Raw genomic sequence first — 24,382 nt, 5'->3', positions numbered from 1 at the left:
AAAATAACCGATCGTGTTTTTTTATGTGTTTGGTCTAAATTGTGGTACGTACCACAAATAAATCAACAAAATCTTCAAAACGACCGTCAAAACAGCGTTCTGCGACAGTTAAAAAGGGCTGTTGCGACAATTATTTTGGGGCTAGCGACAATCAAAAAGTGGCCTAGCGACAATAAAAAAACGCCCTGCGACAATCGCGAAAGCGACTGTCACATTGGCAACACCCATCTCTTTTTTAAATTCCCGTCAAAATCCCCAACGCCGCCCATCGCCCCCATCTAAATGGCGTGATCTACTTGATCCCATCACCGGCCCATCGCGCCCACCAAAGCGGCCACACGCCCCAACCGCCCATCACGGGTCCATCTCGCCCAGCAAAGAAACACGACCGATAGGGAGCGTGTCTTCCTCTGCACGGTCGTGATCAATGCTGTCGCCGGATTTGGAGAAATGGAACGAATGGGCCTTTACGAAGTAAATGGTCAGGCGGCGTCGCCGACCAGTTCTTCGGTTTCGCGGAGGAGTGTATTCAATGCTCGCGGGTCGTAGCTGCGGTTTTTGAGCAATGCTTCGGCGAGTTCGAAGAGCGGGGCCGGGATCTCGGATGGTTCGGTCGAGAGGTCGTCGCCCGTCAACTGTGGATAACGGGAATAGAACTCGGCCTCGGCGGTGCAGAACTCGCACGACGCCATGTGGATGCGGATGTCGACGGCGCGTTCGCGCATCAGATCTCCGTTTTGGAAATCGAGCAGTTCGTCGGACGAAGGACAATCTTCGTTCTTGCAGAAATTTACTGACTTTGCAGTGAACATAGGGTGCAAATTACCTTTCAGGCCTTTACCAGCCGGCCCGCATGCTGCGAGGCGGAACTGTATTGTTGTTACAACAAAAGTAAATCTGTAATGGGCGATCGCTTCCATAAGTTGGCCGTTAATTTTTCATAAATGTGTACCGAAATTCCACTATCTGGCATTGGTGTCGGCGTAACCCTCGTTATTGCAGCAGTTACGATAGGTGTATAAAAACTATACAACGATGTAAAAACTTGTTGCTCAAACCATTCATAACTGCTAATATCTTAAGTGTAGGTAGTGAGAGGCATTTATCTCACAAGCCCTCAAACAAGGATTAACAGCTTAGCTCGGCAGTTAACCACGCCAGATCTCTCTACCCAAAACTTTCGCGATCTTCGAAATTGTGTTCGCATCCCAAGGGGCGAAATGCGCATCGAAAGCCAGGCTTTTTTGCCGGACTTCGCAATTTAGCCGACGACACAAACAGGTTTCGAACGCGGTGAACAAGGACGATCGCTCTCGGAAAGGCTGATTATGAATCAAGTGAAAACACAGGAACGCGTTCCCCGCCCCGCCCCGAACCGGCAAATTCGAGTGGGCAAATGGAATGACAGTTTAAAGACATCTGACGTTAACCAGATCTGGACGGAATTGCATCGAATAGTGTCGTCACATCCGTTGGTCCGTGCGTCAAAACGTGCCGGCTTTCTCGTGGAAGAAGGCAAGCACAACGCTTACACCGACCTGACGCAGGAACTGTTCGTCGCACTGCTCAGCAAAGAGCGTTTTCAGCATTACATCGACACGGCAATGTCCGATGCCGAGATCGAGGCCGAGATCAGCCAGATCGAGCTGACCAACATGCTCACGGCCGAGCTCCGCAAACGCTATCCCGAATCTTACCGTCTGGCGCGTCGCATCTCAACACTTATTCAGACCGGCAAGGCATTCAAACGTTTTGATAATATCGGCAATCCCGAGGCACATCGCCGTTTGGCGGACCGCCTCTACGGACTGTCGGATTGGAAAGAGCAAAAGATGCGCCGCGACGTTCAGGAAATGGACGAGCGTGTAAAGGCGGTTTCGTTCCAGAGCCGCGATACGCGTATGGTCGGCTGTACGGGCGACGCTCAGATCGTGATCAGCAATGTCGAGCTCGAGAAATTGATCATCCGGGTATTCAAGGCGATCGATTCGCCGGTGGACGTGCGTTCGCTTCGCTCGTTTGTTATGTCGCGACTTCCGATCATGGACATACATCTTGTCCCGGTCGGCAGCGGCGGCAGCGAAGACGACGATGACCGCATGCAATTCGAATTCAAGGACATCCGCGAAACGCCTGAGGAAGATCTGCTTCGCAATGAAGCCGAACTTGCCGCCGCCGGCTTTGTAGACGGATTTCTCGTCACGCTTCACAAATCGGTTCGCGGCAAGGCTAAGCAGTACGACCGCATGATCAACGTGCTATGGCATTGCTATCTCGTCTCGGACAGCGGCAACCAGCTCGAGGTCGCGGAGATGCTCGGTGTGTCGGATTCGCTTGTATCCGATTACCGCAAACGGATCGAGGCCAACCTGCAGCAGCTGACATTCAACGGCGTCAATGAAGCACGCCAGTTCGAAAAAGCGCTGAAACTCAAGGTTCGTGACCTGATCACGATGGACCGGGAAGAAGTCGCGGCGTAGCAATTTCCCCGGCGGGAACAAAGGCAGCCGCAGATGTCATTTAACGGAAAAAAGAGCCGCGATCACGAACCGTTCTCGTCGTCAGTGAAAACTAACGGCGGTGCGGTTCGCGGCGATTTTGCGTCATTCAAGCCGGTATCAGAACCGGTCGCCGGTGCAGCGGTCGAGAGCCTTCGAAATTTGACCAAGCCTGAGCCCGAGCCACCGTCCAAGGCGGGCAAGCCGGTAGCGGAACGATCGCCAAAGGCCGTTCCGGCAGCAAAGGCGGCCAAGCCGGCGGCCGAGGCACCGAAACCGAATACAAAGGCCGCAAAGAAAGCGGAGAAGATCGAAAAGGACCGTGAGACTTTGAAGAGTGAACGCTGGCTTGTCCGCAACGGTCATTTTTTCACGTATATCGGACTGTATCTGTTCTCGATACTCGTCCTTTTTCGGCCGTATGAGATTGTTCCCGGACTCGGATTTCTGGCGGCGACGGCATTCTACTTTGCGTTAGCGACATTGCTCATCTACGTTCCTTCACAGATCGCGATCGAAGGGAATCTGACGATGTTCTCTACCGAGGTCAAAGCGGTACTGGCATTGACATTGATCTCGATCGCAACGATGCCGATCGCCAAAGATCCCGGCCTTGCTTGGGACACATTCAACGATCCGTTCATCAAGGCGGTGGTGATATTCATCGTACTTGTGAACGTCGTCCGCACACGCAAACGGCTGATGGGAATGATGTGGCTGTCGTTCGGCATCGCCGTCTATCTTTCGTTCGCTGCCCTCGATATGTATATGAAGGGGCAGTTCAACGTTGAGGAATATCGCGTGGCTGTCGACGTAGGCGGCATGTTCGGCAACCCGAACGAAATGGCGATGCACCTCGTGATGATGACGCCGCTCGTCATTGCACTCGGTATTGCGTCCGGATCAAAGCTGTGGCGTTGGGCATATTTCGGGATGGCGTTCCTGTTCGTCGCGGCAAATATGGTCACGTTCTCACGCGGCGGATTTCTCGGATTGATCGCGACGGGCGTCGTGCTGGCATGGAAGATCGGACGCCGTCATCGGCTGAACGTGTCGATCGCGTCGATCGTTATCGGCGGGATCGCGATAATCGCTGCACCCGGAAATTACGGGCTCAGGATGCTGTCGATATTTATTCCCGGCCTCGATGCGGTCGGTTCGTCAGATCAGCGAAAGGAACTGCTTGAGCGGTCACTGTTGGTAACGGCCCGAAACCCGTGGGGCATCGGCATCGGCAATTTTCCGATCGTCGGCGTCCGCAATCTGCAATCGCATAACGCATTTACACAGGTCAGTGCCGAACTCGGCATCCTCGGCCTGATCGCGTATCTTGTATTCATGATCAGCCCGTTCCGCAAACTCTCGGCGATCGAACGGACGCATTTTGACGAGAATAAGGCGGATTGGTTCTACTATCTTGCGATCGGACTGCAGGCGAGCATCATCGGATATATGGTGTCGAGTTTCTTTGCATCTGTTGCTTATAATTGGTTCATCTACTACCTGATCGCATACGCCGTCGCGTTCCGCAGGATCCACAGCGTCGAACGCGAGGCGAACGAGCAAGCCGGATCGAGCCCGGCGTGGGACTCAAGGCCGGCCGAAGCTTAGATGATAAACACAGCCGAACAGATCGTGTTTTGGGTAAGCCTCGCGGGGCTGGCGTATGTTTACGCGGGCTATCCGCTGCTCGTGTATCTTGTGAGTCTTGCCTTTCCGCGAAGCCTCAAACGTGGCGAGATCGAACCGGCCGTTACTGTTCTTATCACGGCATTCAACGAAGAGGCGGCGATCAGGGCGGAGATCGAGAACACGCTCAGGCTGGATTATCCGGCCGATAGACTCGAGATAATGGTTGCGTCAGACGGCTCGACCGATGCGACGGATGAGATCGTGAAGGAATTTGCCGATCGCGGCGTCAGACTATTTCGGCAAGAGGGACGTGTCGGCAAGACCGAAACCCAGAATAATGCCGTTGCGAGGTCGACCGGCGAGATCATTTTGTTTTCGGACGCGACCACCGAATATGAAAGCGATGTGCTGCGAAAATTGCTGCCGGCATTTGCGGACGAAACGGTCGGCTGCGTCGCCGGGCGTTTGATCTATGTAGATGACGCGAGTACGAATGTCGGCAAGGGTGCGCGCAGCTATTGGAATTACGAGACGTTTATCAAATCCGCCGAGAGCAATGCGTGTTCGCTGATCGGAGCCTCGGGCTGTCTGTACGCGGTACGGAGATCGGCATATGTGGCGATGTATGCCGAGGCGTGTTCGGATTTTCTGGTTTGTACGATGCTGTACCGGCAGGGACTGAGGAGCGTTTTCGAGCCTTCGGCGGTCTGCTTTGAGTATACCAACCAGCGGCCGAGCGATGAGATGAGGATGCGTGTGCGGGTGATCTCGCAAACGTACACCGATCTTTGGCGAAACATCGATATGCTGAATCCGCTGCGAAGCGGGTTTTATGCGATCGAATTGATCTCGCACAAGGTGCTGCGGTATGCGGTGCCGATCATGCTGCTTGCACTTTTTGTTTCGAACGCCCTTCTCGCTGAGCTCTCGATATTTTTCTCTGTCATTTTTGCTGCACAAGTGTTATTTTATTTATTGGCACTCGTTGGTTGGGTGCTCGAAAAATCAGGCGTCCGCCTAAGGTTTTTGGTCATTCCACTCTATTTCGTTCTCGCAAATCTGGCTTCGGTAATTGCCTTTTTCAAATTCATCAGCGGAGAGCGCGTTTCCACATGGGAACCGATCCGCGACACCCGCTAACAGAAGATGAACTCGTTTGAGAGCTACAATTTTGGTGTTCAGGTGGTAGTCGGCCGCAACGTCTTTTCGTGGCGCCGAAGGTCAGCGTGATCATACCGGCATATAACGTCGCCGAATTTATCAGCGAAACGCTTGATTCGGTCCAGGCCAAAAATATCGCGATTACGAGATAATCGTCGTCAATGACGGTTCGCCCGATACGGTCGGTTTCGAACGGGCAATACGGTCGCATCTTCAGGACATCGTTTACATCAAACAGCCGAATCTGGGAGCCGGGGCCGCACGCAATACGGCGATCCGTCATGCCCGCGGCGAGATAATCGCGTTTCTGGACGGCGATGACCTTTGGCTGCCGGACTTTTTGGCGTCACAGATCGCCTTTCTCGGCAAAGGCTATGACATGGTCTACTGCGACGCACAGCAGTTCGGTATGCGTTCGGTTCTGCGTAAGACGTTCATGGAATCGGCTCCGTCATCAGGCGAGGTGACAGCGGCGTCGCTGCTTGATTTCAGGTGCAATGTCATCACGTCGGGGACCGTCGCGTTAAAAACGGCGATCGTCGCGGCCGGTTTGTTTGAGCCGGAACGGGCCAGGGCTCACGATTTTCACCTTTGGGTGCGAATGGCGAAAAAGGGATCTAAGATCGGTTATCAGGAAAAGGTCTTGCTCAAATACCGCGTGCATCTCGACAGCTTGTCGGGCGACTCGGTCAGCCGAGTGGAGCGTGAGATCGACGTCTTTGACCGCGTCCGAAAGTCGATCGAGTTGAACGCAGAGGAGACCGAAATACTCGAGCGGCGGTTGAGTTTGCTGCAGGGCGACCTGCATGTCGAATGCGGCAAGGCGTTTCTGCTGAAAGAAGAGTTTTTGAACGCACGCGAGGCTTTTGCAGAGGCGAACCGCCATCGCAGATCGTGGAAATTGACCGGCATCACTTTGCTAGCACGGTTCGCTCCGCGATTATTATTGAACCACTACCGCACGCATCGGAGCGACGATATTCAGTTTGTGCCGGGTGCGGCGCCTTCACGGAGAACGACGTAAGACTTTAGCCACTAACGGACACGAACGAGACACGAACAAGCAACTTATTAAACTCTTGTTCGTGTTTTTTCGTGTAAGTTCGTGGCTAATCTTTTTTAGGTTTATACTTTTAACGGAGGAAATATATGAAAAAACTATCAAGGCGGGAAGCGGTGACCGGTGTTTTGGCGGCAGGAGCAGGTTTGTTGGCATTCAACGGAGAGACATCGGCGATGCAGGAAGCGGTGCCGCCGGCGTTTGGCGGCAAGCATTTGCCGAGGCCTCTGCCGTTTGACCCAACCAAGCTGAAGGGCATCTCGGAGAAACTGATCCGCTCGCATCACGAGAACAACTACACTGGTGCCGTCAAGGCTCTCAACGTGGTCGAGCAGCGGCTTTTCGCTCTCAAAAAGGAAAAAGACCTGCCGGCATACATCTACGGCGATCTGAAACGGCAAGAGCTGATCCGTACCGGTTCGATCGTGATGCACGAAAACTATTTTGCCAATCTCGGCGGCAACGGCAAGGCCGACGGCAATGCCAAAAAGCTGATCGAGAAAGGCTGGGGCAGCTACGAAGCATGGGAATCTGAGTTCAAGATGACCGGCAATTCGCTTTCCGGCGGCTCGGGCTGGACCGTGCTCGCCTACAATCAGCACACGAAAGAACTCCACAACTACTGGTCGTCCGACCACGCGACGCACGCTCCGTTCACGGTCCCGCTGCTCGTGCTCGATATGTATGAGCATGCTTACCAAATGGACTACGGTGCGGCTGCTGCAAAATACGTCGATGCATTTATGACCAATGTGAATTGGGACGAGGTGAATAGACGAGTGGAAGCTCTGAAACTGTGAATCCTGAGAAAGAAAGCGTTGCTGACAAACGACACGTTTCGTTTGCGGAGGCGTTTCGCTTTTGGGTGAAGCTTGGGTTTATCTCGTTCGGCGGTCCCGCGGGGCAGATCGCGATCATGCATCGGGAACTCGTCGATAAGCGGCGTTGGCTCGGTGAAGAGCGGTTTCTGCACGCGCTTAATTACTGTATGCTGCTGCCGGGGCCTGAGGCACAGCAGTTGGCGGTTTACATCGGCTGGCTGATGCATCCAACGTGGGGCGGCATCGTCGCGGGGGCGTTCTTTGTAATTCCGTCGATCTTTATTCTGCTCGGCTTATCATATATTTATGCATCGTACGGACATGTTCCGGCGGTCAATGGGGTCCTCGAAGGTTTTAAGCCGGTAGTCGTCGCGATCGTTGTTGAAGCGTTATTCAAGATAGGCAAACGGGCGATCAAACGCAAAGTACACTACGCGATCGCGGCTCTTGCATTTGTTTCGATCTTTTTCCTACATATTCCATTTCCATTGATAGTTTTGGGTGCAGCGATCGTCGGACTTATTGGTATCCGATTCGCTCCTGCGTTCTTTGCGGCACCGACCGAGAAACGAAAAGAGGACACAGCAACTGAAAACGACGCCGAGCGCTCACTGGTCTTCTGCGATGATGCCGAACAGGTCGATCATACGGTTCCGAACCGTTCGCGTTTATTCAAAATACTTGCCGTCGGCGGTTTGCTCTGGATCCTGCCGTTTGCCGTGTTGATAGCTTGGCGTGGTTACGGCAGTTTACATGTTCAGGAGTACAAATTTTTACCGTTTCGGCTCTGGTAACATTTGGCGGAGCGTATGCGGTGCTTGCGTATGTAACCCAAGCGGTTACGACGGCTCCGTACAACTGGATCACGCCGACGCAGGCCGTGGACGGACTAGCACTTGCTGAGACGACCCCCGGGCCGCTAATAATGGTACTCCAGTTTGTCGGGTTTATGGCTGGGTGGAACAATCCGGTTGAAGGGCTGTCGCCACTGGCTAGCGGCATAATTGGCGCTCTTATAACGACCTATACGACATTTTTACCTTCGTTCCTGTTCATATTTCTCGGAGCCCCGTACATAGAGAAGTTACGGGGCAATATGACGCTTTCTGGTGCACTTTCCGGTGTGACTGCAGCCGTTGTTGGCGTGATACTCAATCTCGCGCTGGTTTTTGGCACGGCAGTCATTTTTGTAAACGGATCGACGGACAATATCAATTGGTTTGCCGCGGCGATGAGTTTGGCGGCATTTGTGGCATTATTTCGCTTCAAGATCGATGTTCTCTGGGTAATTCTCTCAGGCGGCTTGATCGGGTTGGTTTTTGCCTTTATTAAGTGAGGTTCATTCGTATCCAAACGGCCAAACATCCATATTTCACAATAATTTAGTGAAATATTACTTTGATTCGGTATATCCTTAGAGTGTGAGCTGTATTGGTCCGCCCCGATCGATACCGCTCGGCCCCGAGCGAAATTGTGCCATGTCAACGCTTAGAACAACTCCAAAACATGAGGATCTTATCTATGACGTCGGGTTAAACTGCGGACAGGATACGGATTTTTATCTGAAGAAAGGGTATCGCGTGGTCGCTTTTGAAGCGGAACCACGCAATGTCGAACTGTGCCGTGAGCGGTTCGCGGATGCGATCGCCGATGGTCGTCTGATCATCGTCGAAGGGGCTATAACGGAGACGCCGCTTGCACGCGGCGACGACCGTACGGCGGTTCTTTCGAAATGAAGGTCATTCGCCGTGGGGCAGCACTTCCGAAGAATGGGCACAGCGAAACACTATCTTCGGTACAGAGATGGAGGCGATCGAGGTGAAAGCGGTAGATTTTGCCGAAGCGATGGCCGAACACGGCATTCCACATTATCTCAAGGCCGATATCGTTGGGTCAGAAGTGATCTGTTTGCGTGCGATGCTCGACTTTGAAAACAAGCCTGATTATCTGTCGATACGATCAGAAAAGCTCATTTTTGCAAAGTTGGAATACGAATTTGATCTTCTCGAGGAGCTTGGCTACACGTCGTTCAAGGCGGTAAAGCAGGATTTCGAGCGGATCCGCGAGACACTGCCTGACCAACTGCATCTGTACGAGTTCGAGGATGGAGCCTCAGGGCCGTTTGGCGAACACACTTTGGGACGATGGGCGACGCGGGAGGCGGTGCTCAAGTATTACCGCAGAGTGTTCACAAAGTACTGGCTCTTTGGCGATTATTCGTACATGATCCAGACAGCGAAAGGTCGAAAGTTCATTTCGACGCTTGAGCGAATTTTTAGACGGTCGATCCCCGGCTGGTATGATACCCACGCAAGACACATTTCCCTCGACCGAAAATGAGTGACGCAGGCGAGACAACGCAATCTCTCAGATCGCAGAGTGCCTGGCTGTTAGCAGCTAAGGTGATCGGCTTTGGGTTTAGCTTTGTCCTGCCGCTGCTGATCGTCAGGTATCTGGCAAAGGATGCTGTCGGCACATACCGAGAAGCGTTTCAGGTGATCGCCAACGCGATCGTTATCCTGCCGCTCGGTTTTTCGATGAGTGCCTATTATTTTCTGGCTCGCGAGACCGAGCGTCGCGGTGCGGCGATCCTAAATATCCTCGTATTCAATTTCGTAGTCGGTGGCCTCGCGTGCCTTGTTCTTCAGCTTTATCCGCAGATGATCGGCGGAATTTTCCGGAGTGACGAACTCACCGCACTTACGCCAATGATCGGCGTCGTCATTTGGATATGGATCTTTTCGACCTTTCTCGAAACGGTCGCGATCGCTAATCAGGAAGCCCGAGTGGCGACCGGTTTTATCATTCTCGCTCAGTTCAGCAAAACGCTGCTGATGGGAACGGCAGTTTTCGCATTTGCGACCGTCGAGGCGTTCATTTATGCGGCGATGATCCAGGGCGTGATACAGACAGCGATCCTGTTCTGGTATCTGCGATCCCGCTTTCCGGGGTTTTGGCTTAAATTCGATGCTGGCTTCTTTTGGGAGCAGATGCGATACGCACTTCCGTTCGGGCTAGCAGGGATCTTGTGGATGGCGCAGAATGACGTCCACAATTACTTTGTCGGATATAAGTTCTCTTCGGCGGACTATGCGATATATGCATACGGATGTTTTGAAGTACCGCTGATCGCAATGTTGTCCGAATCGGTCACGTCGGTGCTGATCCCCCGCATGAACAAACTCCAGAATGCCGGCGACCGCGACGAGATGATACGTCTGACCGCCCGGGCTTCGCAAAAATTGGCGTTGTTCTATTTTCCGATCTATGTGTTCCTGATGATCACGGCAAAGACGTTCATCATCACGCTGTTTACGGAAGAATACGCAGCAAGCGCCGATATCTTTGTCATAAATATCACAATGCTTCCATTCATGGTGATAATCACCGATCCGATCCTAAGGTCGTATAAAGAGCTCGGACGGCTATTCTTATTATTGCGGATATTTGTGCTGACGGCGTTGATCGCGGTGCTCTATTACGGCCTTGGGTCGTTCAGCCTGACGATGATGATCACGGTTGCGGTCAAGGCCATCTTGATCGAAAAATTTGTCGCCGAAACGATGATCATCAAGAAGCTGGGCCTCGGCTGGCAGCATTTGCCGCTGCTTAAGAATGTTGGCAAGACGGCCATCATCAGTATCGCTGCCGGCATCGCCACGTACTTTGTTTACGAATATATCCATGTAGATATGTTGAAGCTCGGCGAACGTTTTGCGGAGTCGGCATTTTCGACTACCAAACTGAGCATACTTAATTTCGTCGGCGGCGGGCTTGTGCTGCTAATCTCGAGCCTAGTGTATTTGCCGATCTATTTGATCCTGGCAAACCTCTGGGGAGTGATCGAAGATGACGAAAAGCAGACCCTTAGGAAGATATTGGCAAAGGTCATTCCGGGCCGCCGCACCACTCCGGTGATCGAAACGCAGAGCTGAAATGCAACGAGCAGAACCAACATTCCTTTCAAAACTCCGTTCGAATTTGCCATGGCTCGTCCGCTATCCAGGGTCGCGGGCGGCGTCATTGCTCGAACAAACAGCGTTCGAACACAAGCACATCATTTTCACGATTGCCAACCACTTCGAGCCGGGCTGGAGCGATAACGGAATACTCGATCACAAAACACAGATCGCACGGCTTAAGGCGTATCACAAAACGGCACGCGAGACCGGCGAGGCTGTCCGCGATATGGACGGGACCAAATTTCGCCACACCAATTTTTATCCGGCTGAGCAATATCATCCCGAGATAATCGATATCATGGCCGAGATGCAGGCGGAAGGTCTGGGCGAGGTCGAGATCCATCTGCATCACGGCGTCGAGCGGCCCGATACGGCCGAAAACCTGCGTAAAACGCTGATCGGCTTTCGCGACACGCTCGCGGATGAACACAGATGCCTGTCACGAATGGACGGCCGCGGCGATCCGATGTATGCGTTCGTTCACGGCAATCTGGCGTTGGCGAATTCCGCCGCCGGCAAATTCTGCGGCGTCGATAATGAGATGGCGATACTTCGCGATACCGGCTGTTATGCCGATCTTACATTGCCGTCCGCACCTGATGAGACTCAGGTGCCTTTGATAAATCAAATATATGAATACGAGGGCGATCCGGAGTTGGCCGTGCCGCATTCGCGTGGCCGACGGGTCGGCGTAAATGGAAAACAGAGCGTATTGCCACTAATAATTACCGGGCCTCTGACGTTTGACTATACGCGGCTCAAGCGCGGTTTGCCGGTGCCGCGGATCGAGGATGGCTCGTTGACCGAAGCGATGGGAACGTCGCCGTCGAGACTGCGGCGTTGGACCTCGACCAATATCACGGTCGCAGGTAAGCCGGACTGGATATTTGTAAAACTCTACTGCCACGGATTCTTTGATCGAGACCAATCAGCTTGTATCGGTGAGGATGCAAGGAGATTTTTTGGCGGCATCATTGAGGAATCAGAAAGGTCGGGCAAACGAACGATACACTTTGCATCGGCTCGCGAATTATTTAATATGGTCTCCGCCGCCGTCGACGGCAAGACGGGGAGCCCGAATGAGCACAGAGATTATCGGCTGAAGGCGATAATGCAGAACGTATGACAGTAGGATCGACAACAAATCGATTTTCAAAGATCAAGAAGATCCGCGGACGCAGCATCGGCGAGCTATTCTCGCGCAGCGGCCAGGCTTTTCTGCATACGGAGAAACGATCGGCATCGGGAGTAAACTTCCGAGCGATGAGGAATTCAAACGGCTGGTCGATTCATCGCAGTTCGGCCGTTCGCCGATAATTGCTGAGAGCCTGTGGCAAAAATTCTACAAGAACGCCGACGAGCGGTTTTTCAAGTCATTTGTCGGTGATACCGCCGGTGCCTATCGTGAGTGTGTCGGCGAGAAGACGTGCAAGTATTTTGTCGAAAAGGCTGAATTGATAATCGCCGGCCGGTTCGATCTGCTCGGTTACAAAAACCTCTATGTCGGAACTGAGGTCGATTGGCACCTCGAACCGGTTTCGGGTTTTCGCTCGCCTGCGAAGCACTGGAAGGAGTTCGACGAACTCGACAGCAGCGAGACCGGCGACAAGAAGATCGTCTGGGAGCTCAATAGGCACCAGCATTTTTTTACTCTCGGCGTCGCGTATTTGCTGACGGGTGATGAGCGGTTTGCGGAGACGTTTGTCCGTCATCTCGAATCTTGGATCGAGCAGAATCCGCCCGGGATCGGCATCAACTGGTCGAGCAGTCTCGAGGTTTCGTTCCGGGCGATGTCATGGATCTGGGCTTTTCATTTCTTTCGTCATTCGGAGGCGTTTACGCCCGAGATCTTCAAAATGGCGCTCAAGATGCTGCATCTCCATGGTCGCCATATCGAAAAATACCTGTCGAAATATTACAGCCCGAATACGCACCTTACAGGCGAGGCACTCGGCCTATATTATCTCGGCACGCAAATGCCGTTCATGTTGCGGGCGAAGCATTGGCGAAAGCTCGGCCAGGATATTTTGCTTGACGAGGTGACGCGTCAGTTTCACAGCGACGGCGTGTATTTTGAGCAGAGCACATGGTACCAACGTTATAGTGTCGATTTCTATACGCAGTTCGCAATACTCCGATCGCTGTCCTATGACAGTTTTTATGACCGGCGAAATGCATTGATGGACGAGAGGTTGGGCAGGGCTTTCGAATTCATGATGCATTTGACGCGGCCGGACGGCACGACCCCGATCATCGGCGACGATGACGGCGGACGGTTGCTGCCGCTGACGGATGCAAGGTCAGGTGACTTTCGCGGAACGCTTGCTGCGGGTGCTGCATTGTTCGGCCGAAGCGATCTGAAATTCGTTGCAGGGAACCGCAGAGATGAAGTTTTCTGGCTGCTCGGAGCCGACGCAGCCGCAGACTTCGACGGTCTCGCGGCAGCCGAGCCTGCTGCGACAAGTAAGAACTTTGCTGCCGGCGGCTATTTTGCAATGCGTGACGGCTGGACAGAAACAGACAATTTCATGGTCGTCGACTGCGGCGAGGTCGGTGCGATCGCGGGAGGCCACGGCCATGCCGATGCATTATCGATCGATACGGCGATCCACGGACGTACTCTGCTGGTCGATCCGGGAACGTATTCGTATCACGCTTCGAGGGAGATGCGCGATCTGTTTCGTTCGACGCCGGCACACAATACGATCACGATCGACAATCGCTCGTCGTCCGAGCCGGACAATATTTTCAACTGGAGATCTCGAGCCGAGGCAAATCAGACAGCATGTGTTACGGATGCCCGGTTCGACTTTTTCGAAGGCAAGGTAGACGGGTACAGCAGTTTGTCCGGCGGTGCAACCCAGACCCGGAGCATCTTGTTCCTCAAGAACGATTACTGGATCATTCGCGACCTCGTGCGGACGGCCGGAGAACATGAGCACGCGTTGAATTTTCACTACGCAGTCGACAGTAAGATCGCGACCGATATCGAAGGCGATTTTACCGGCGACGACCGTCACCGTATTTTTTCGTTTGGCGACGGTGGAAGCTGGCATCAGAATGAAAGTTGGGTCTCGAACGAATACGGCAACAAGGTCAATGCTCCGCTGCTAAGATTCACGATAAAGGGCCGCGGGACGCAGGAGTTTTTTACGTTTCTGATGCCCGCCGAGACGGGACACCTCAAACCAGAGGTATTCGAGATGCCGATAACAGGCGGACGGGCGTTCGTCATAAAATACCGCGGCTACACGGACGTTTTTGTTGCGGGCGACGGCGAAACGCTCAGGACCGAGCTCTTTGATACGAACTTCCGCTTTTCGTGGGCAAGGCTCGCGTTGGGCGAATCGGTGCCGGAGGAATATGTGCTCGTCGGCGGAAACCGCTTCGCGGTCGATGGCCACGAACTATTCGAAGGCGACGAGATCCACGGATCGGCGGCAATTCGCCGGTTCGGCAGCGATCTTTGCGTACGGTCGGACGGTGAGTTCGCAACCCTGACGCTCGATTGACCCACTCCATTCCAGTTGAAGAAACGCGTACTACAATTTATCGGCAGCTTTCACCAGGGCGGCACTGAACGTCAGGCTGTGTCACTTGCGCGGCTGCTGCATTCTGACGCGACGTACGATGTTCATGTCGCGACGCTTAACAAAGAGGGAATTCTGCTCGACGAGATCGAGGTCCTCGGATTGCCGGTGATCGAAGAATTCAAACTTACTTCGTTTTATAATGCCAATTTTGTAAGTCAAGTGCGTCTATGCTCCTCGTATTTGCGAGCGAATAAGATCGACGTTGTTCACACTCATGATTTTTACACCAATGTGTTCGGCATGGCGGCAGCAACGCTGGCGGGCATTCCTGTTCGTATCGCATCAAAACGCGAGACCGGCGCCATGCGCACGCCGGGGCAGGACTTTGTAGAAAAGCTGGCCTTCGGCCGGGCAGATGCGATCGTTGTAAATGCGGCGGCTGTTCGTGAGCATCTGATCGAACGATCGGTCAGTAAAGCAAAGATCCATGTGATCTACAACGGTCTCGACCTTTCTCGGTTTTTGACGAAGGTCGCTGATAAGGCCTCAATAGCAGCAAGATTTGGCCTGCCGGCAGACAATGATGCTAAATTCATCACGCTCGTCGCCAATCTTCGACATTCGGTCAAGAACATTCCAATGCTGCTCAGGGCAGCGAAAACGGTCGTTCGGACGATGCCGAATGCTCATTTTGTCATAGCGGGCGAAGGTGAACTTGGGCCGCGGCTGAGAGCAATATCTTCTGAGCTCGGAATTGAGGAAAATGTTCATTTTATTGGAGGGTGTGCCGACGTCCCGGCCTTGCTGGCGGCATCGGACATTTGTGTTCTAACATCGACGGCTGAGGGGTTTTCGAATTCGATACTCGAATATATGGCTGCCGGAAAGCCGGTCGTTGCGACCAAGGTCGGTGGTGCTGCCGAGGCGATCGCCGATGGAGCGTCCGGCTATCTGATATCATCGGATGATGATGTGGCTTTGGCGGCGAGGCTGAAGGGGCTGCTTTCGGACGCCGAAAAGGCCGAAAGCTTTGGACTTGAAGGCCGAAAGATCGTAACCGAAAAATTCTCCCAAGATTCCCGGCTTGCCGAGACACTGAAACTCTACGGCGATCTTTTAGACGGCCGCAAATCCTGATGGCATTGCATGTGTTACAACTCGGGCCATATCCGCCGCCGGTCGGCGGTGTGAGCCGCAATATGCTTGCGATACGCGACGAAATACTACGTAACGGAGATGTTTGTTCGATCATCGCGACCACAAAAAGCTCAGATGCAAAAATCGAACCTGATGTTTACCACCCGGGCTCGGCATTGGGACTGATCAAGCAGGTGCGGGCGTTGAAATTCGATGTCTTGCATCTCCACGTCGGCGGCGAACTAAACGTCCGCGTGCTTGCACTCGCCTTTGCGTGTTCGGTCCTTGGCGGTAATAGGAGCGTCCTGACGGTCCATTCCGGAGCATATCCTCAGACTGAAGAAGCGAAGCGAGCGCGGCCGTTCTCAATTCGCGGGATGATATTCAGGCGATTTTCCCGTGTCATCGCAGTCAATGAGCAGATTGCCGATGTCTTTCGACGGTTCGGTGTGACCGATGAAAAGATCCGCGTCATTGCACCCTATTCTCTGCAGGAACCGGATCCGTTTGTCGCAATTCCGGAAGAATTGAAGAATTTTTGTGAGAGACATTCACCCGTTCTCCTTGCGGTTGGAGGCCTCGAACCGGATTATGATCCGCTGTTTCAGGTTGCGGCAATGAAAGAGATCTTGGCACTTTATCCAAATGCAGGATTGATGATCGTCGGCGACGGTTCAATCAGACGCAATGTAGAAGAAGCGATCGAGAAGACGAAGTTTTCTGAGCACATTTGCCTAGCCGGAAATGTCGAGCATGCAGTAACGCTGCATCTGATCAGGAACGCTGATATTTTGCTGCGGACGACACTGTTTGACGGCGACGCGATCTCGGTGCGTGAGGCTCTTTATCTGGGTACGCCGGTTATCGCGACGGACAACGGTTCCAGGCCTCGCGGGGTTGTATTGATCGAGAACGATGACCGAAGCGGCCTGGCCGAGGCTGTCCGTACGGCTGTATCAAATGGCAAACGGACGGTTTCGACACAAGAAAACGGCAACGAAAATATCGCAGCCGTCGTTGGTTCGTACAGAGAATTGCTATAGATCGAACTACTGCTCACGCGGCGGCAGGCTGCTGCCCAGGTCTTTGCCGCCTCGACCCTTTCCACGGTAGCGGCTGTTCGGCGAAAGCCGATAATCACCTGCTGTAGGATTAGCAAAACCTACGTCCGAGATGGAGTTGACGATCGTATTGCCTTCGGGAAAAGCGTGATCGCCGGAGCTGACTCCGTTCAAGTTCATAAATAGGTTGTTCTGAAACATCGCTCTTAATATCGCCGATCTCAGATCCACCGGCCCGTGAATGCCATAGTTGCCGTGACCGGTGATGTTGTCGCGAAAGACAAAATTTCGAGGGATGCCGCCGTAAAAGGTGACGATGTTGCCTGAGTTAAAGGCAGTATTATTGGCGAATGTGATGTTCTCGCCCTCGGCGATCTGCAGCAGATAACCGCTTCCGTCAAATCCGTTTCCGCCTGCGATATTGATAAACAGATTATTTTCGATCGTCAGATCCTTGAGGGTCTGGCTCGGATGAGTGTCGTCCTTACCAAGGATGTTCATCCCGTCACCTGAGTTTCTGATCACGTTGTCGCGGATGATAACATTCTCGATGGTCGAGAAATTTGCACCGCCGTCCTGATTTCGCACGGTTATGCGAAATGCGGAGCCGATCCAGTTGTTGGTCAGCAGATTGTTCGCAAATAGGACGCGTTTGGCGTTCTTCAATTCAAAAATAGTTTTGATCGTGTATTTGCCGACCCAATCTTTAGGCTTGTCGAGATGATTATCGCGGATCTCAATATCCGACGGCGTCAGCTCACTACTCATGGGATCGGCTCCGCCGAACATAATATTCTGAGCGCCGCCTTCGATATAGTTGTTGATGATCTTTATGTCTTTTGATCCGGTCCAACCGCAGATTCCTTGAGCTTCCTCGCCGGCAACGGCAAAGCCTTCGAAATAGCTGTTGGTGATCGTTGTCTTGGCGCTGTTAGCGGCAATGCCGCGTCGTGAACGCCCGGGCTTATGCGGATGAAAATACGATCGGTCGATCTCGATCGAGTGTGGTACTGCGTCCGGCCGTTTTTCGCTGCCGCCCAGGACGACGAGGCCGTAATTGAATATCGTGCCGGCGGACGTGAATTCGATGCCGACGAAGCGGAAATGATGAGCACCATTCTCAGCCATGACGGCCGCCCGGCCAAGCATTCCTGACGTGATCGTCGCCATCGACGAGCGTTGGGACGGCGTGACGCGGACGCCTTCGGGCAGTTGGGCCGCGGCTGACGATCGAATCGTGATGAAATCCGTGATCGGTTTGCTTGGAAGCGTCACCTGTCCGCTGTAAACGCCGCCTGCCTGCAATTCAATAACGTCGCCGCCACTGGCCCGCTCGATCGCAGCCTGAATATTGCCGCCGGGCGGCACTTTGATCACCTTTCCGGCCGGAGTCTCCATTATCACGGCACTCGGAGCCGCTATGCCGAATTTGCCCGAATAGAAGTCAAAACCATACACCGATCCTGCGACTGCAAAAGCAGCCGCCGCAAACAGCCATAGTCGAATGGCTGAGCGTCGCGGAGCAGCGATCGATCTCGCTCGTACATTTATCGCACTTCCTACCATTTGATATCCGGCTTCCACAATCGTTTGTCTATTAAACGGTTAAAACCGCACGAAATCCACTTGATCCGATGAAAAAATCTGGTAAAAAGAGCGTAAAACCGTTAATCTATTAAAAGCCTCGCGTGGACGCGCGCCAAAGTCTGCAAATTCGCGTCAATTCATACTATTTATAACTCTTATGTGCGGTATTAACGGCATTGCATTTACAACGCGGTCGGGTCGGGAAGTTTCGGCTGACGTCCTGACGCGTATGCGCGACATATTGCACCATCGGGGCCCAGATGACGGCGGGATCTTTGTTGACAAGAACATAGGGCTCGGGCACAGGCGACTCGCGATCGTCGATCCGAAGCACGGGATCCAGCCGATGTTCAGTGCGGACCGCAATGTCGCGATCGTTTACAACGGCGAGGTCTACAACCACGCCGACTATCGCGACGAACTGATCGCCGACGGCTACAAATTTCAAAATCACAGCGATACCGAGACGATCCTTCACCTTTACGAAAAGCACGGCCGCGACTGTGTCGAATATTTACGCGGAATGTTCGCATTTGCGATCTGGGATTCCGGAAAACAAGAGCTTTTTATCGCCCGCGACCGTTTAGGCGTCAAGCCGTTCTATTACGTTCACGACAGAGACGGCAATTTCTTTTTCGCCTCGGAAATAAAGGCTCTACTTGAAGCTGGTGCCGTCAAAGCCGAGATCAATTTCAATGCCTTGCCCGATCAGTTCGCCAACCACGGCACCTCGGGCGACGAGACCCTTTACGCAGGAGTCAAACGGCTTCTGCCCGGCCACACGCTGACATGGAGCGACGGCAAGCTGGACATTCGCGAATTTTGGGATCTCAGCTACGAGCCCAAACATGATGCCCGAAGCGATGCCGAATATATCGACGAATGGCGTGAGCTTTTCCGAAGATCGGTCGAATTGCGGCTGATGGCAGATGTTCCGTTGGGAATGTTCTTGTCGGGCGGGATCGATTCGAGTGCGATCGCCGCAATGATGTCAACGATGGTCAATGAGCCGATCAAGACATTTTCGGTCGCATTCAGCGAGCGGGATGCCAACGAACTCGAATACGCAAGACTCGTTGCGAAGACATTCAGCACCGATCATCACGAGATAACGATCACGCCGGAGCAATTTTTCGAGGCTCTGCCAAACCTAGTTTGGCATGAGGATGAGCCGATCGGGTTTCTCGCGTCGGTGCCGCTCTATTTCGTATCGAAACTCGCCGCGGAACACGTAAAGGTCGTACTCACCGGCGAAGGTGCAGACGAAATGATGGCGGGCTACGGGCGATATCCGAAAGCACTGCAATTATTGAATTACGGCGAAAAGTACGAGTCTATAACGCCGTCGTTCCTTCGGGACGCGGTCCGGGGCGGCGTCGCAACATTGCCCGGCGGCATCGCGACAAAGCTCGAACGGACATTCCTGACACGTGATGCCGATATTGAAAACCTATTCTTTGACAATTTCGGTGTGTTTCCGAAGGCGATGCAGAAGCAATTGTTTAGCCGCGAAATATCCGAAAAATTCGAAAATCGGAATCCATACGTTCGGCAGAACGCCTGGCTCGAAAAATGTGACGCCGAAGACGTTTTAGATAAATTGCTCTATGCCGATACAAGAACGTATCTCCACGAGCTATTGATGAAACAGGATCAGATGTCGATGGCGGCATCGATAGAAAGCCGTGTGCCGTTTCTTGACCACAGGCTGGTCGAGTTTACCGCCCGTATGCCGCGTGAGATGAAACTTCGCGGATCGACGACAAAATGGATACTGCGCGAAGCGATGAAAGGCATTTTACCTGCCGAAATAATTGACAGACCGAAAATGGGCTTTCCGGTTCCGGTCGGCAACTGGTTCCGCGGGCCGTTCAAACATATCGTTGACGAATGTGTGCTCGGTAAACGAGCTCTCGCACGCGGTATTTTTGACGCGGATTTCGTCCAGGCTCTCGTTGCCAGGCACAACGCCGGTGAGAACCATGACGAACGGATCTGGGCTCTGGTCAATTTTGAGATATGGCAACGCCGCTTTTTTGATGGCACGAATGGGTGAGAACATGTACAAATTTCAAATTATTACCGAGCCGCCCAATGGAGAGTTACTCGCCCGGTGGAATGATCTTCTGCAGGATGCTCTATTTGCGTCGCATTACGTAACTCCGGATTTCTTCGTGGATCCGTTCGCCGGGAAAGGCGAACGGTTCGCCGTCTTGGCGTTGCTGGACGAACGGGTCGATGCAGTTGTTACCGGAATAAGATCCGGTAAAAAGATCGCCTCGGGAATGGCTGTTCGTCCGCAAACCGCATTTCGGCACGGCATCGACCGCGGTTCGGCCGCAAGGGCACTGGTGGACGGAATGAGAGCATTTGCCGGCCCGAATGTCGGGCTATTCACCTTTCACAGCTGGGAACCGATCGAGGGGTTGGAGGACGCAGGTTACTCACACCTTGAGGCTGAAGACGCGGGCCGAGTCGTGATGCTTGACCTTTCAAAGGGTCCCGATGCGTTATTCAAGGAGTTCTCCGAACGCCGACGCACCGACCTGCGCAAGACGATGAAGCTGGGACTCGTACAGGTAAAACGGCTCGAAACTGAGGCCGAACTCGCCGAGCTGTATGAGATACACAAAGATTGGAATACACGCAAAGGCTTCGCCCCCGACGCATTTGAGGCATTTCAGGATATTTTGCATTCCAAGCACCGAGCGGTATTTATTGCCTTGACCGAAGGAAAGATCATCGCCGGGACCTTTCTCAGATTTTGCGAAGGAGGCGTTATCGAATATGCGGCGAACAACTCGCTTGGTGATCATCAGAAGCTGCGGCCGAACGAGATCTTAGGGTGGCGTGCAATAGAATGGGCCTGTTCGGCGGGATTTGCAAAATTCAGTCTTGGAGCGTCGCACACATTTCTATCGCGATTTGGCGGGGAACTCGTTTCGTCGCATCGTTATCAATTCGACCGTACATTTCTCAAGCGACACCAGACACGCGAAAGGGCCGAGCGAATGGCAGTCAAAGCATATCAGTCGCTGCCTGAAAATATGCGAAAACGGATAAAAGCGGTTACTGCATGAGCACGATGAGCAAATCTGATCTTGAGAAACGATCTGTCGCGGGGGAAGAACTTCGCGGCCGCGACATCCTGTGTTTTTCGCACGACTGGACCGGTGATCCGCTCTCGAAAACGCACCTTATGCGGGTGCTTTCGAAGGATAACCGCATCCTTTGGATCAACGCCATCGCCAACCGGATGCCGACTACGTCATCAAAAGACATGTCGCGCATTGTCAAAAAACTCAAAGCATTTGTCGAACCGGTCCGCGAGGTCGAACCGAATATTTTTGTGCTCAATCCGCTTGCGTTCCCGTCGTACGGCAACACCTCGATCCTCAAGATCAATCAGAGTTTTCTTGCCCGCCAGGTCAAAAAGGCGATGCGGAGACTCGGTATGCATGATGCCGTCAATATGGTCTTTAATCCCGCCGCCGGAATGATCGCCGGACGATTGGGCGAAAGCGAGCTGATCTATTATTGCGTCGACGAATACACGGCATTTACCGGAGCGTCGAACGGGTTGAAAGCTGTCGAGGACAGCTTGTTCAAACGGGCCGATCTGGTGATCGTGTCGGCAGAAAATCTGCTCGATAAGAAAAGACATTTCAACTCGAACACGTCTCTCATCCGCCACGGCACCGACTGGCGGCATTTTCGTACGGCACTGGATCCGTCGCTTGCCATTCCGGCCGAAGTCGCCGATCTGCCTCGGCCGATCATTGGCTTTCACGGGCTGCTCGCTGATTGGGTCGATTATGAGCTGATCAAAAAGACGGCCGAGCATTTCAGCGGCGGTTCGGTCGTGCTGATCGGCAAGATAGCGGTCGATGCCGAGCAGAAGGTTAAAATACTCAACGGCGTCCCGAACATCCACTTCCTCGGCCGCAAGCCGTATGCCGAACTGCCGGCATATTGCAAGACATTCGATGTCGCGCTCAATCCGTTTGCGATCAACGAACTGACGCTGGCAGCCAACCCGCTCAAGGTTCGAGAGTATTTGGCTGCCGGGCTGCCGGTTGTTTCGACTGATATTCCTGAAGTTCATGTTCTCCCTGATTGCCTCGTTGGAATCGATCATGCCGATTTTATTGCCAAGATCGAAGCTGCTCTCGCTAACCCAAAACCGCGCGACGTCGTCAGCGACGCTATTGCCCACGAGAGTTGGGAATCGAAGGTTGATGAACTTCGCATGCTGATCTGTCAGAACCGCCTGCGTGACCCCGCGGCAAATAACTCCGCATCTAATGAGCCGGACGCCAAGGATGGACTTGCGACTTAAGATAACGATTGCCTTTTTGATCCTTATTGCGGCGTGGGCCTTCATTGCTCCGTGGCTTGCCGCCCGGCTGATCGTCGAACGGCCGCTCGAAAGGGCGGACGCGATCATCGTCCTAAGCGGTTCGTATGTCTACAAAGAACGAACCCGAAAGGCAGCGGATCTGTATAAACGCGGCATTGCTCCACTAATTTTTATCACGAACGACGGCGAACGCGGTGGTTGGTTAAAGAATGAGCAGACAAATGTCGCGTACGTCGAACTAGAACAACGTGAATTGGCCGCTGCCGGTGTTCCGGCGGAAGCGGTCATAGTGTTGACCGAAATTGTCGCGGGCACGGACGAAGAAGCAAAGGTACTCGCAAAAAATCTCGATACGTATTCGATCAGATCGGTCGTTGTAGTGACATCCGCGTACCATTCGCGGCGTTCACTGTGGACCTTCGACCGCATTCTAGCAGGCACCGGCGTCGCTATCGGCATCGAGCACGCCGGAATGACCGACCGGACACCGAATCCGAACTACTGGTGGCTGCAGCTTCGCGGGTGGCAGTTCGTGGCGGGCGAATATGTGAAATCGGCGGTCTATTACGCCTATTATAAGTAGAGGTTTGCCCCTTGCAAATACGATGAGTGCCACATTGACCAATAATTTAGACATAGCCGAACAACACGGCCGCGAGGTCGCTAGCGGCGAGCGGTTCGAGTTCGGCAAGAACTGGAACGCGTTTCTCTCGGTTCTCAATGACGAACGGATCGCGACCGCAGTCGAATCGCTGCGGGCGATGCTCGAGGTCGAAACGCTCGAAGGCAAGTCGTTCCTCGACATCGGTTCGGGCAGCGGACTATTTTCGCTGGCGGCCAGGAAACTCGGGGCCCGCGTTCATTCGTTCGATTTTGACAGCAATTCGTTTGCGTGTACGCAGGAACTCCGGAACCGCTATTTCGCGAACGACCCGAACTGGCGTGTCGAACAAGGCTCGGCACTTGATGCTGAATATGTCGCTTCGTTAGGCACATTCGACGTCGTCTATTCGTGGGGCGTGCTGCATCACACGGGCGAGATGTGGCGTGCGTTAGAGAATGCCGTCATTCCGACGACCGCCGGAGGAAAGCTCTTCATCGCGATCTACAACGACACGGGAAGTCAGGCACGTCGCTGGCATTGGATAAAGAAAACCTATTGCAGACTGCCGGGCGTTCTGAAAACCCCATTCGCCGTCGCTGTTACCTTGCCCGATGAACTAAAGAAGATCGCGGCCAGCATTGTCACGCTCAAACCGATTAGTTATGTCCATTCGTGGACCAAATACAAAAACGGCCGCGGCATGAACCGCTGGCACGACATCATCGATTGGGTCGGCGGCTATCCATACGAGGTCGCGACCGTCGATGAGATCTTCGAATTCTATAAGGAACGCGGATTCACGCTTAAGAAGATAACCACCGGCGGAGTTGGCCTGGGGTGTAACGAGTTCGTATTTGAAAGAATAACTAAAAACGGGTAGCGGGCCGGAGAGATCTCGGTTCGGAAACAATAAAGAAGGCGCGAAATGGGAACTTTCAATTCCTTTTCGTGCCTTTTATGTATCGA

At 53.2% G+C, this 24,382-nt stretch carries 20 protein-coding genes and 1 pseudogene; 19 read left to right on the top strand and 2 right to left on the bottom strand.

The genetic code is table 11. From position 1 onward, the window contains the following. Positions 1–482 precede the first annotated feature (482 nt). Positions 483–920, bottom strand: a complete 438-nt coding sequence (locus IPK01_00260; GenBank protein ID MBK7931931.1) for a hypothetical protein — start codon at positions 918–920, stop codon at positions 483–485. Between the two features lie 408 nt (positions 921–1,328). Between IPK01_00260 and IPK01_00255 the strand changes: the two genes are divergently transcribed. From IPK01_00255 to IPK01_00190, 14 genes and pseudogenes are all read left to right on the top strand, one after another. Further along, positions 1,329–2,480, top strand: coding sequence for a hypothetical protein (locus IPK01_00255; GenBank protein ID MBK7931930.1), 1,152 nt, complete (start codon positions 1,329–1,331; stop codon positions 2,478–2,480). 33 nt (positions 2,481–2,513) lie between these two features. Beyond that, a complete protein-coding gene (locus tag IPK01_00250) occupies positions 2,514–4,109 on the top strand; it encodes a hypothetical protein (GenBank protein ID MBK7931929.1) in 1,596 nt (531 codons plus the stop codon). Next, the gene (locus IPK01_00245; GenBank protein ID MBK7931928.1) at positions 4,110–5,270 is read left to right on the top strand and encodes a glycosyltransferase family 2 protein; all 1,161 of its coding nucleotides are present in this window, start codon (positions 4,110–4,112) and stop codon (positions 5,268–5,270) included. Between the two features lie 169 nt (positions 5,271–5,439). Further along, positions 5,440–6,315, top strand: coding sequence for a glycosyltransferase family 2 protein (locus tag IPK01_00240; GenBank protein ID MBK7931927.1), 876 nt, complete (start codon positions 5,440–5,442; stop codon positions 6,313–6,315). A gap of 125 nt (positions 6,316–6,440) precedes the next feature. Then, positions 6,441–7,151: a superoxide dismutase gene (locus tag IPK01_00235; protein MBK7931926.1), complete on the top strand. Its 711-nt coding sequence runs from the start codon at positions 6,441–6,443 to the stop codon at positions 7,149–7,151. A gap of 116 nt (positions 7,152–7,267) precedes the next feature. After that, a pseudogene (chrA, locus tag IPK01_00230) lies at positions 7,268–8,508 on the top strand (chromate efflux transporter). Positions 8,509–8,650: 142 nt separating this feature from the next. Beyond that, entirely contained in the window at positions 8,651–8,908 is a 258-nt protein-coding gene (locus IPK01_00225) for a hypothetical protein (GenBank protein MBK7931925.1), read from the top strand. Beyond that, positions 8,868–9,512 carry a hypothetical protein gene (locus tag IPK01_00220; GenBank protein MBK7931924.1) on the top strand — a complete coding sequence of 215 codons (645 nt, stop codon included), beginning with the start codon at positions 8,868–8,870 and terminating at the stop codon, positions 9,510–9,512. The genes IPK01_00225 and IPK01_00220 overlap by 41 nt, the downstream gene beginning before the upstream one ends. After that, a complete protein-coding gene (locus IPK01_00215) occupies positions 9,509–11,107 on the top strand; it encodes an oligosaccharide flippase family protein (GenBank protein ID MBK7931923.1) in 1,599 nt (532 codons plus the stop codon). Before IPK01_00220 ends, IPK01_00215 begins: the two co-directional genes overlap by 4 nt. 1 nt (position 11,108) lies before the next feature. Continuing rightward, positions 11,109–12,260, top strand: a complete 1,152-nt coding sequence (locus tag IPK01_00210; protein ID MBK7931922.1) for a hypothetical protein — start codon at positions 11,109–11,111, stop codon at positions 12,258–12,260. Beyond that, positions 12,257–12,451: a hypothetical protein gene (locus tag IPK01_00205; protein MBK7931921.1), complete on the top strand. Its 195-nt coding sequence runs from the start codon at positions 12,257–12,259 to the stop codon at positions 12,449–12,451. The genes IPK01_00210 and IPK01_00205 overlap by 4 nt, the downstream gene beginning before the upstream one ends. 137 nt (positions 12,452–12,588) lie before the next feature. Next, entirely contained in the window at positions 12,589–14,646 is a 2,058-nt protein-coding gene (locus IPK01_00200) for an alginate lyase family protein (GenBank protein ID MBK7931920.1), read from the top strand. Between the two features lie 15 nt (positions 14,647–14,661). After that, positions 14,662–15,804 (top strand): glycosyltransferase, encoded by a 1,143-nt coding sequence (locus IPK01_00195; GenBank protein MBK7931919.1) that lies wholly within the window; start codon positions 14,662–14,664, stop codon positions 15,802–15,804. Next, positions 15,804–16,847, top strand: coding sequence for a glycosyltransferase family 4 protein (locus tag IPK01_00190; GenBank protein MBK7931918.1), 1,044 nt, complete (start codon positions 15,804–15,806; stop codon positions 16,845–16,847). Before IPK01_00195 ends, IPK01_00190 begins: the two co-directional genes overlap by 1 nt. A gap of 6 nt (positions 16,848–16,853) precedes the next feature. On the opposite strand, the gene IPK01_00185 is transcribed toward IPK01_00190, so the two are convergent. After that, on the bottom strand, positions 16,854–18,449 hold the full coding sequence (locus IPK01_00185; GenBank protein MBK7931917.1) for a hypothetical protein: 1,596 nt from the start codon (positions 18,447–18,449) through the stop codon (positions 16,854–16,856). Between the two features lie 160 nt (positions 18,450–18,609). On the opposite strand from IPK01_00185, the gene asnB reads away from it, so the two are divergent. From asnB to IPK01_00160, 5 genes are read left to right on the top strand one after another with little or no spacing between them, the layout of a single operon-like run. Beyond that, the gene (gene asnB / locus IPK01_00180; protein ID MBK7931916.1) at positions 18,610–20,508 is read left to right on the top strand and encodes an asparagine synthase (glutamine-hydrolyzing); all 1,899 of its coding nucleotides are present in this window, start codon (positions 18,610–18,612) and stop codon (positions 20,506–20,508) included. 4 nt (positions 20,509–20,512) lie between these two features. Continuing rightward, positions 20,513–21,532 (top strand): GNAT family N-acetyltransferase, encoded by a 1,020-nt coding sequence (locus IPK01_00175; GenBank protein MBK7931915.1) that lies wholly within the window; start codon positions 20,513–20,515, stop codon positions 21,530–21,532. Positions 21,533–21,537: 5 nt separating this feature from the next. Continuing rightward, a complete protein-coding gene (locus IPK01_00170) occupies positions 21,538–22,791 on the top strand; it encodes a glycosyltransferase (protein MBK7931914.1) in 1,254 nt (417 codons plus the stop codon). Beyond that, complete coding sequence (locus IPK01_00165) at positions 22,775–23,395, top strand: YdcF family protein (protein MBK7931913.1); 621 nt, start codon at positions 22,775–22,777, stop codon at positions 23,393–23,395. Before IPK01_00170 ends, IPK01_00165 begins: the two co-directional genes overlap by 17 nt. A gap of 22 nt (positions 23,396–23,417) precedes the next feature. Next, a complete protein-coding gene (locus tag IPK01_00160) occupies positions 23,418–24,296 on the top strand; it encodes a class I SAM-dependent methyltransferase (protein MBK7931912.1) in 879 nt (292 codons plus the stop codon). Positions 24,297–24,382 lie beyond the last annotated feature (86 nt).

Source organism: Acidobacteriota bacterium, assembly GCA_016713675.1.
Taxonomy (GTDB): domain Bacteria; phylum Acidobacteriota; class Blastocatellia; order Pyrinomonadales; family Pyrinomonadaceae; genus OLB17.
This window is presented reverse-complemented; position numbering and strand designations above follow the sequence as displayed.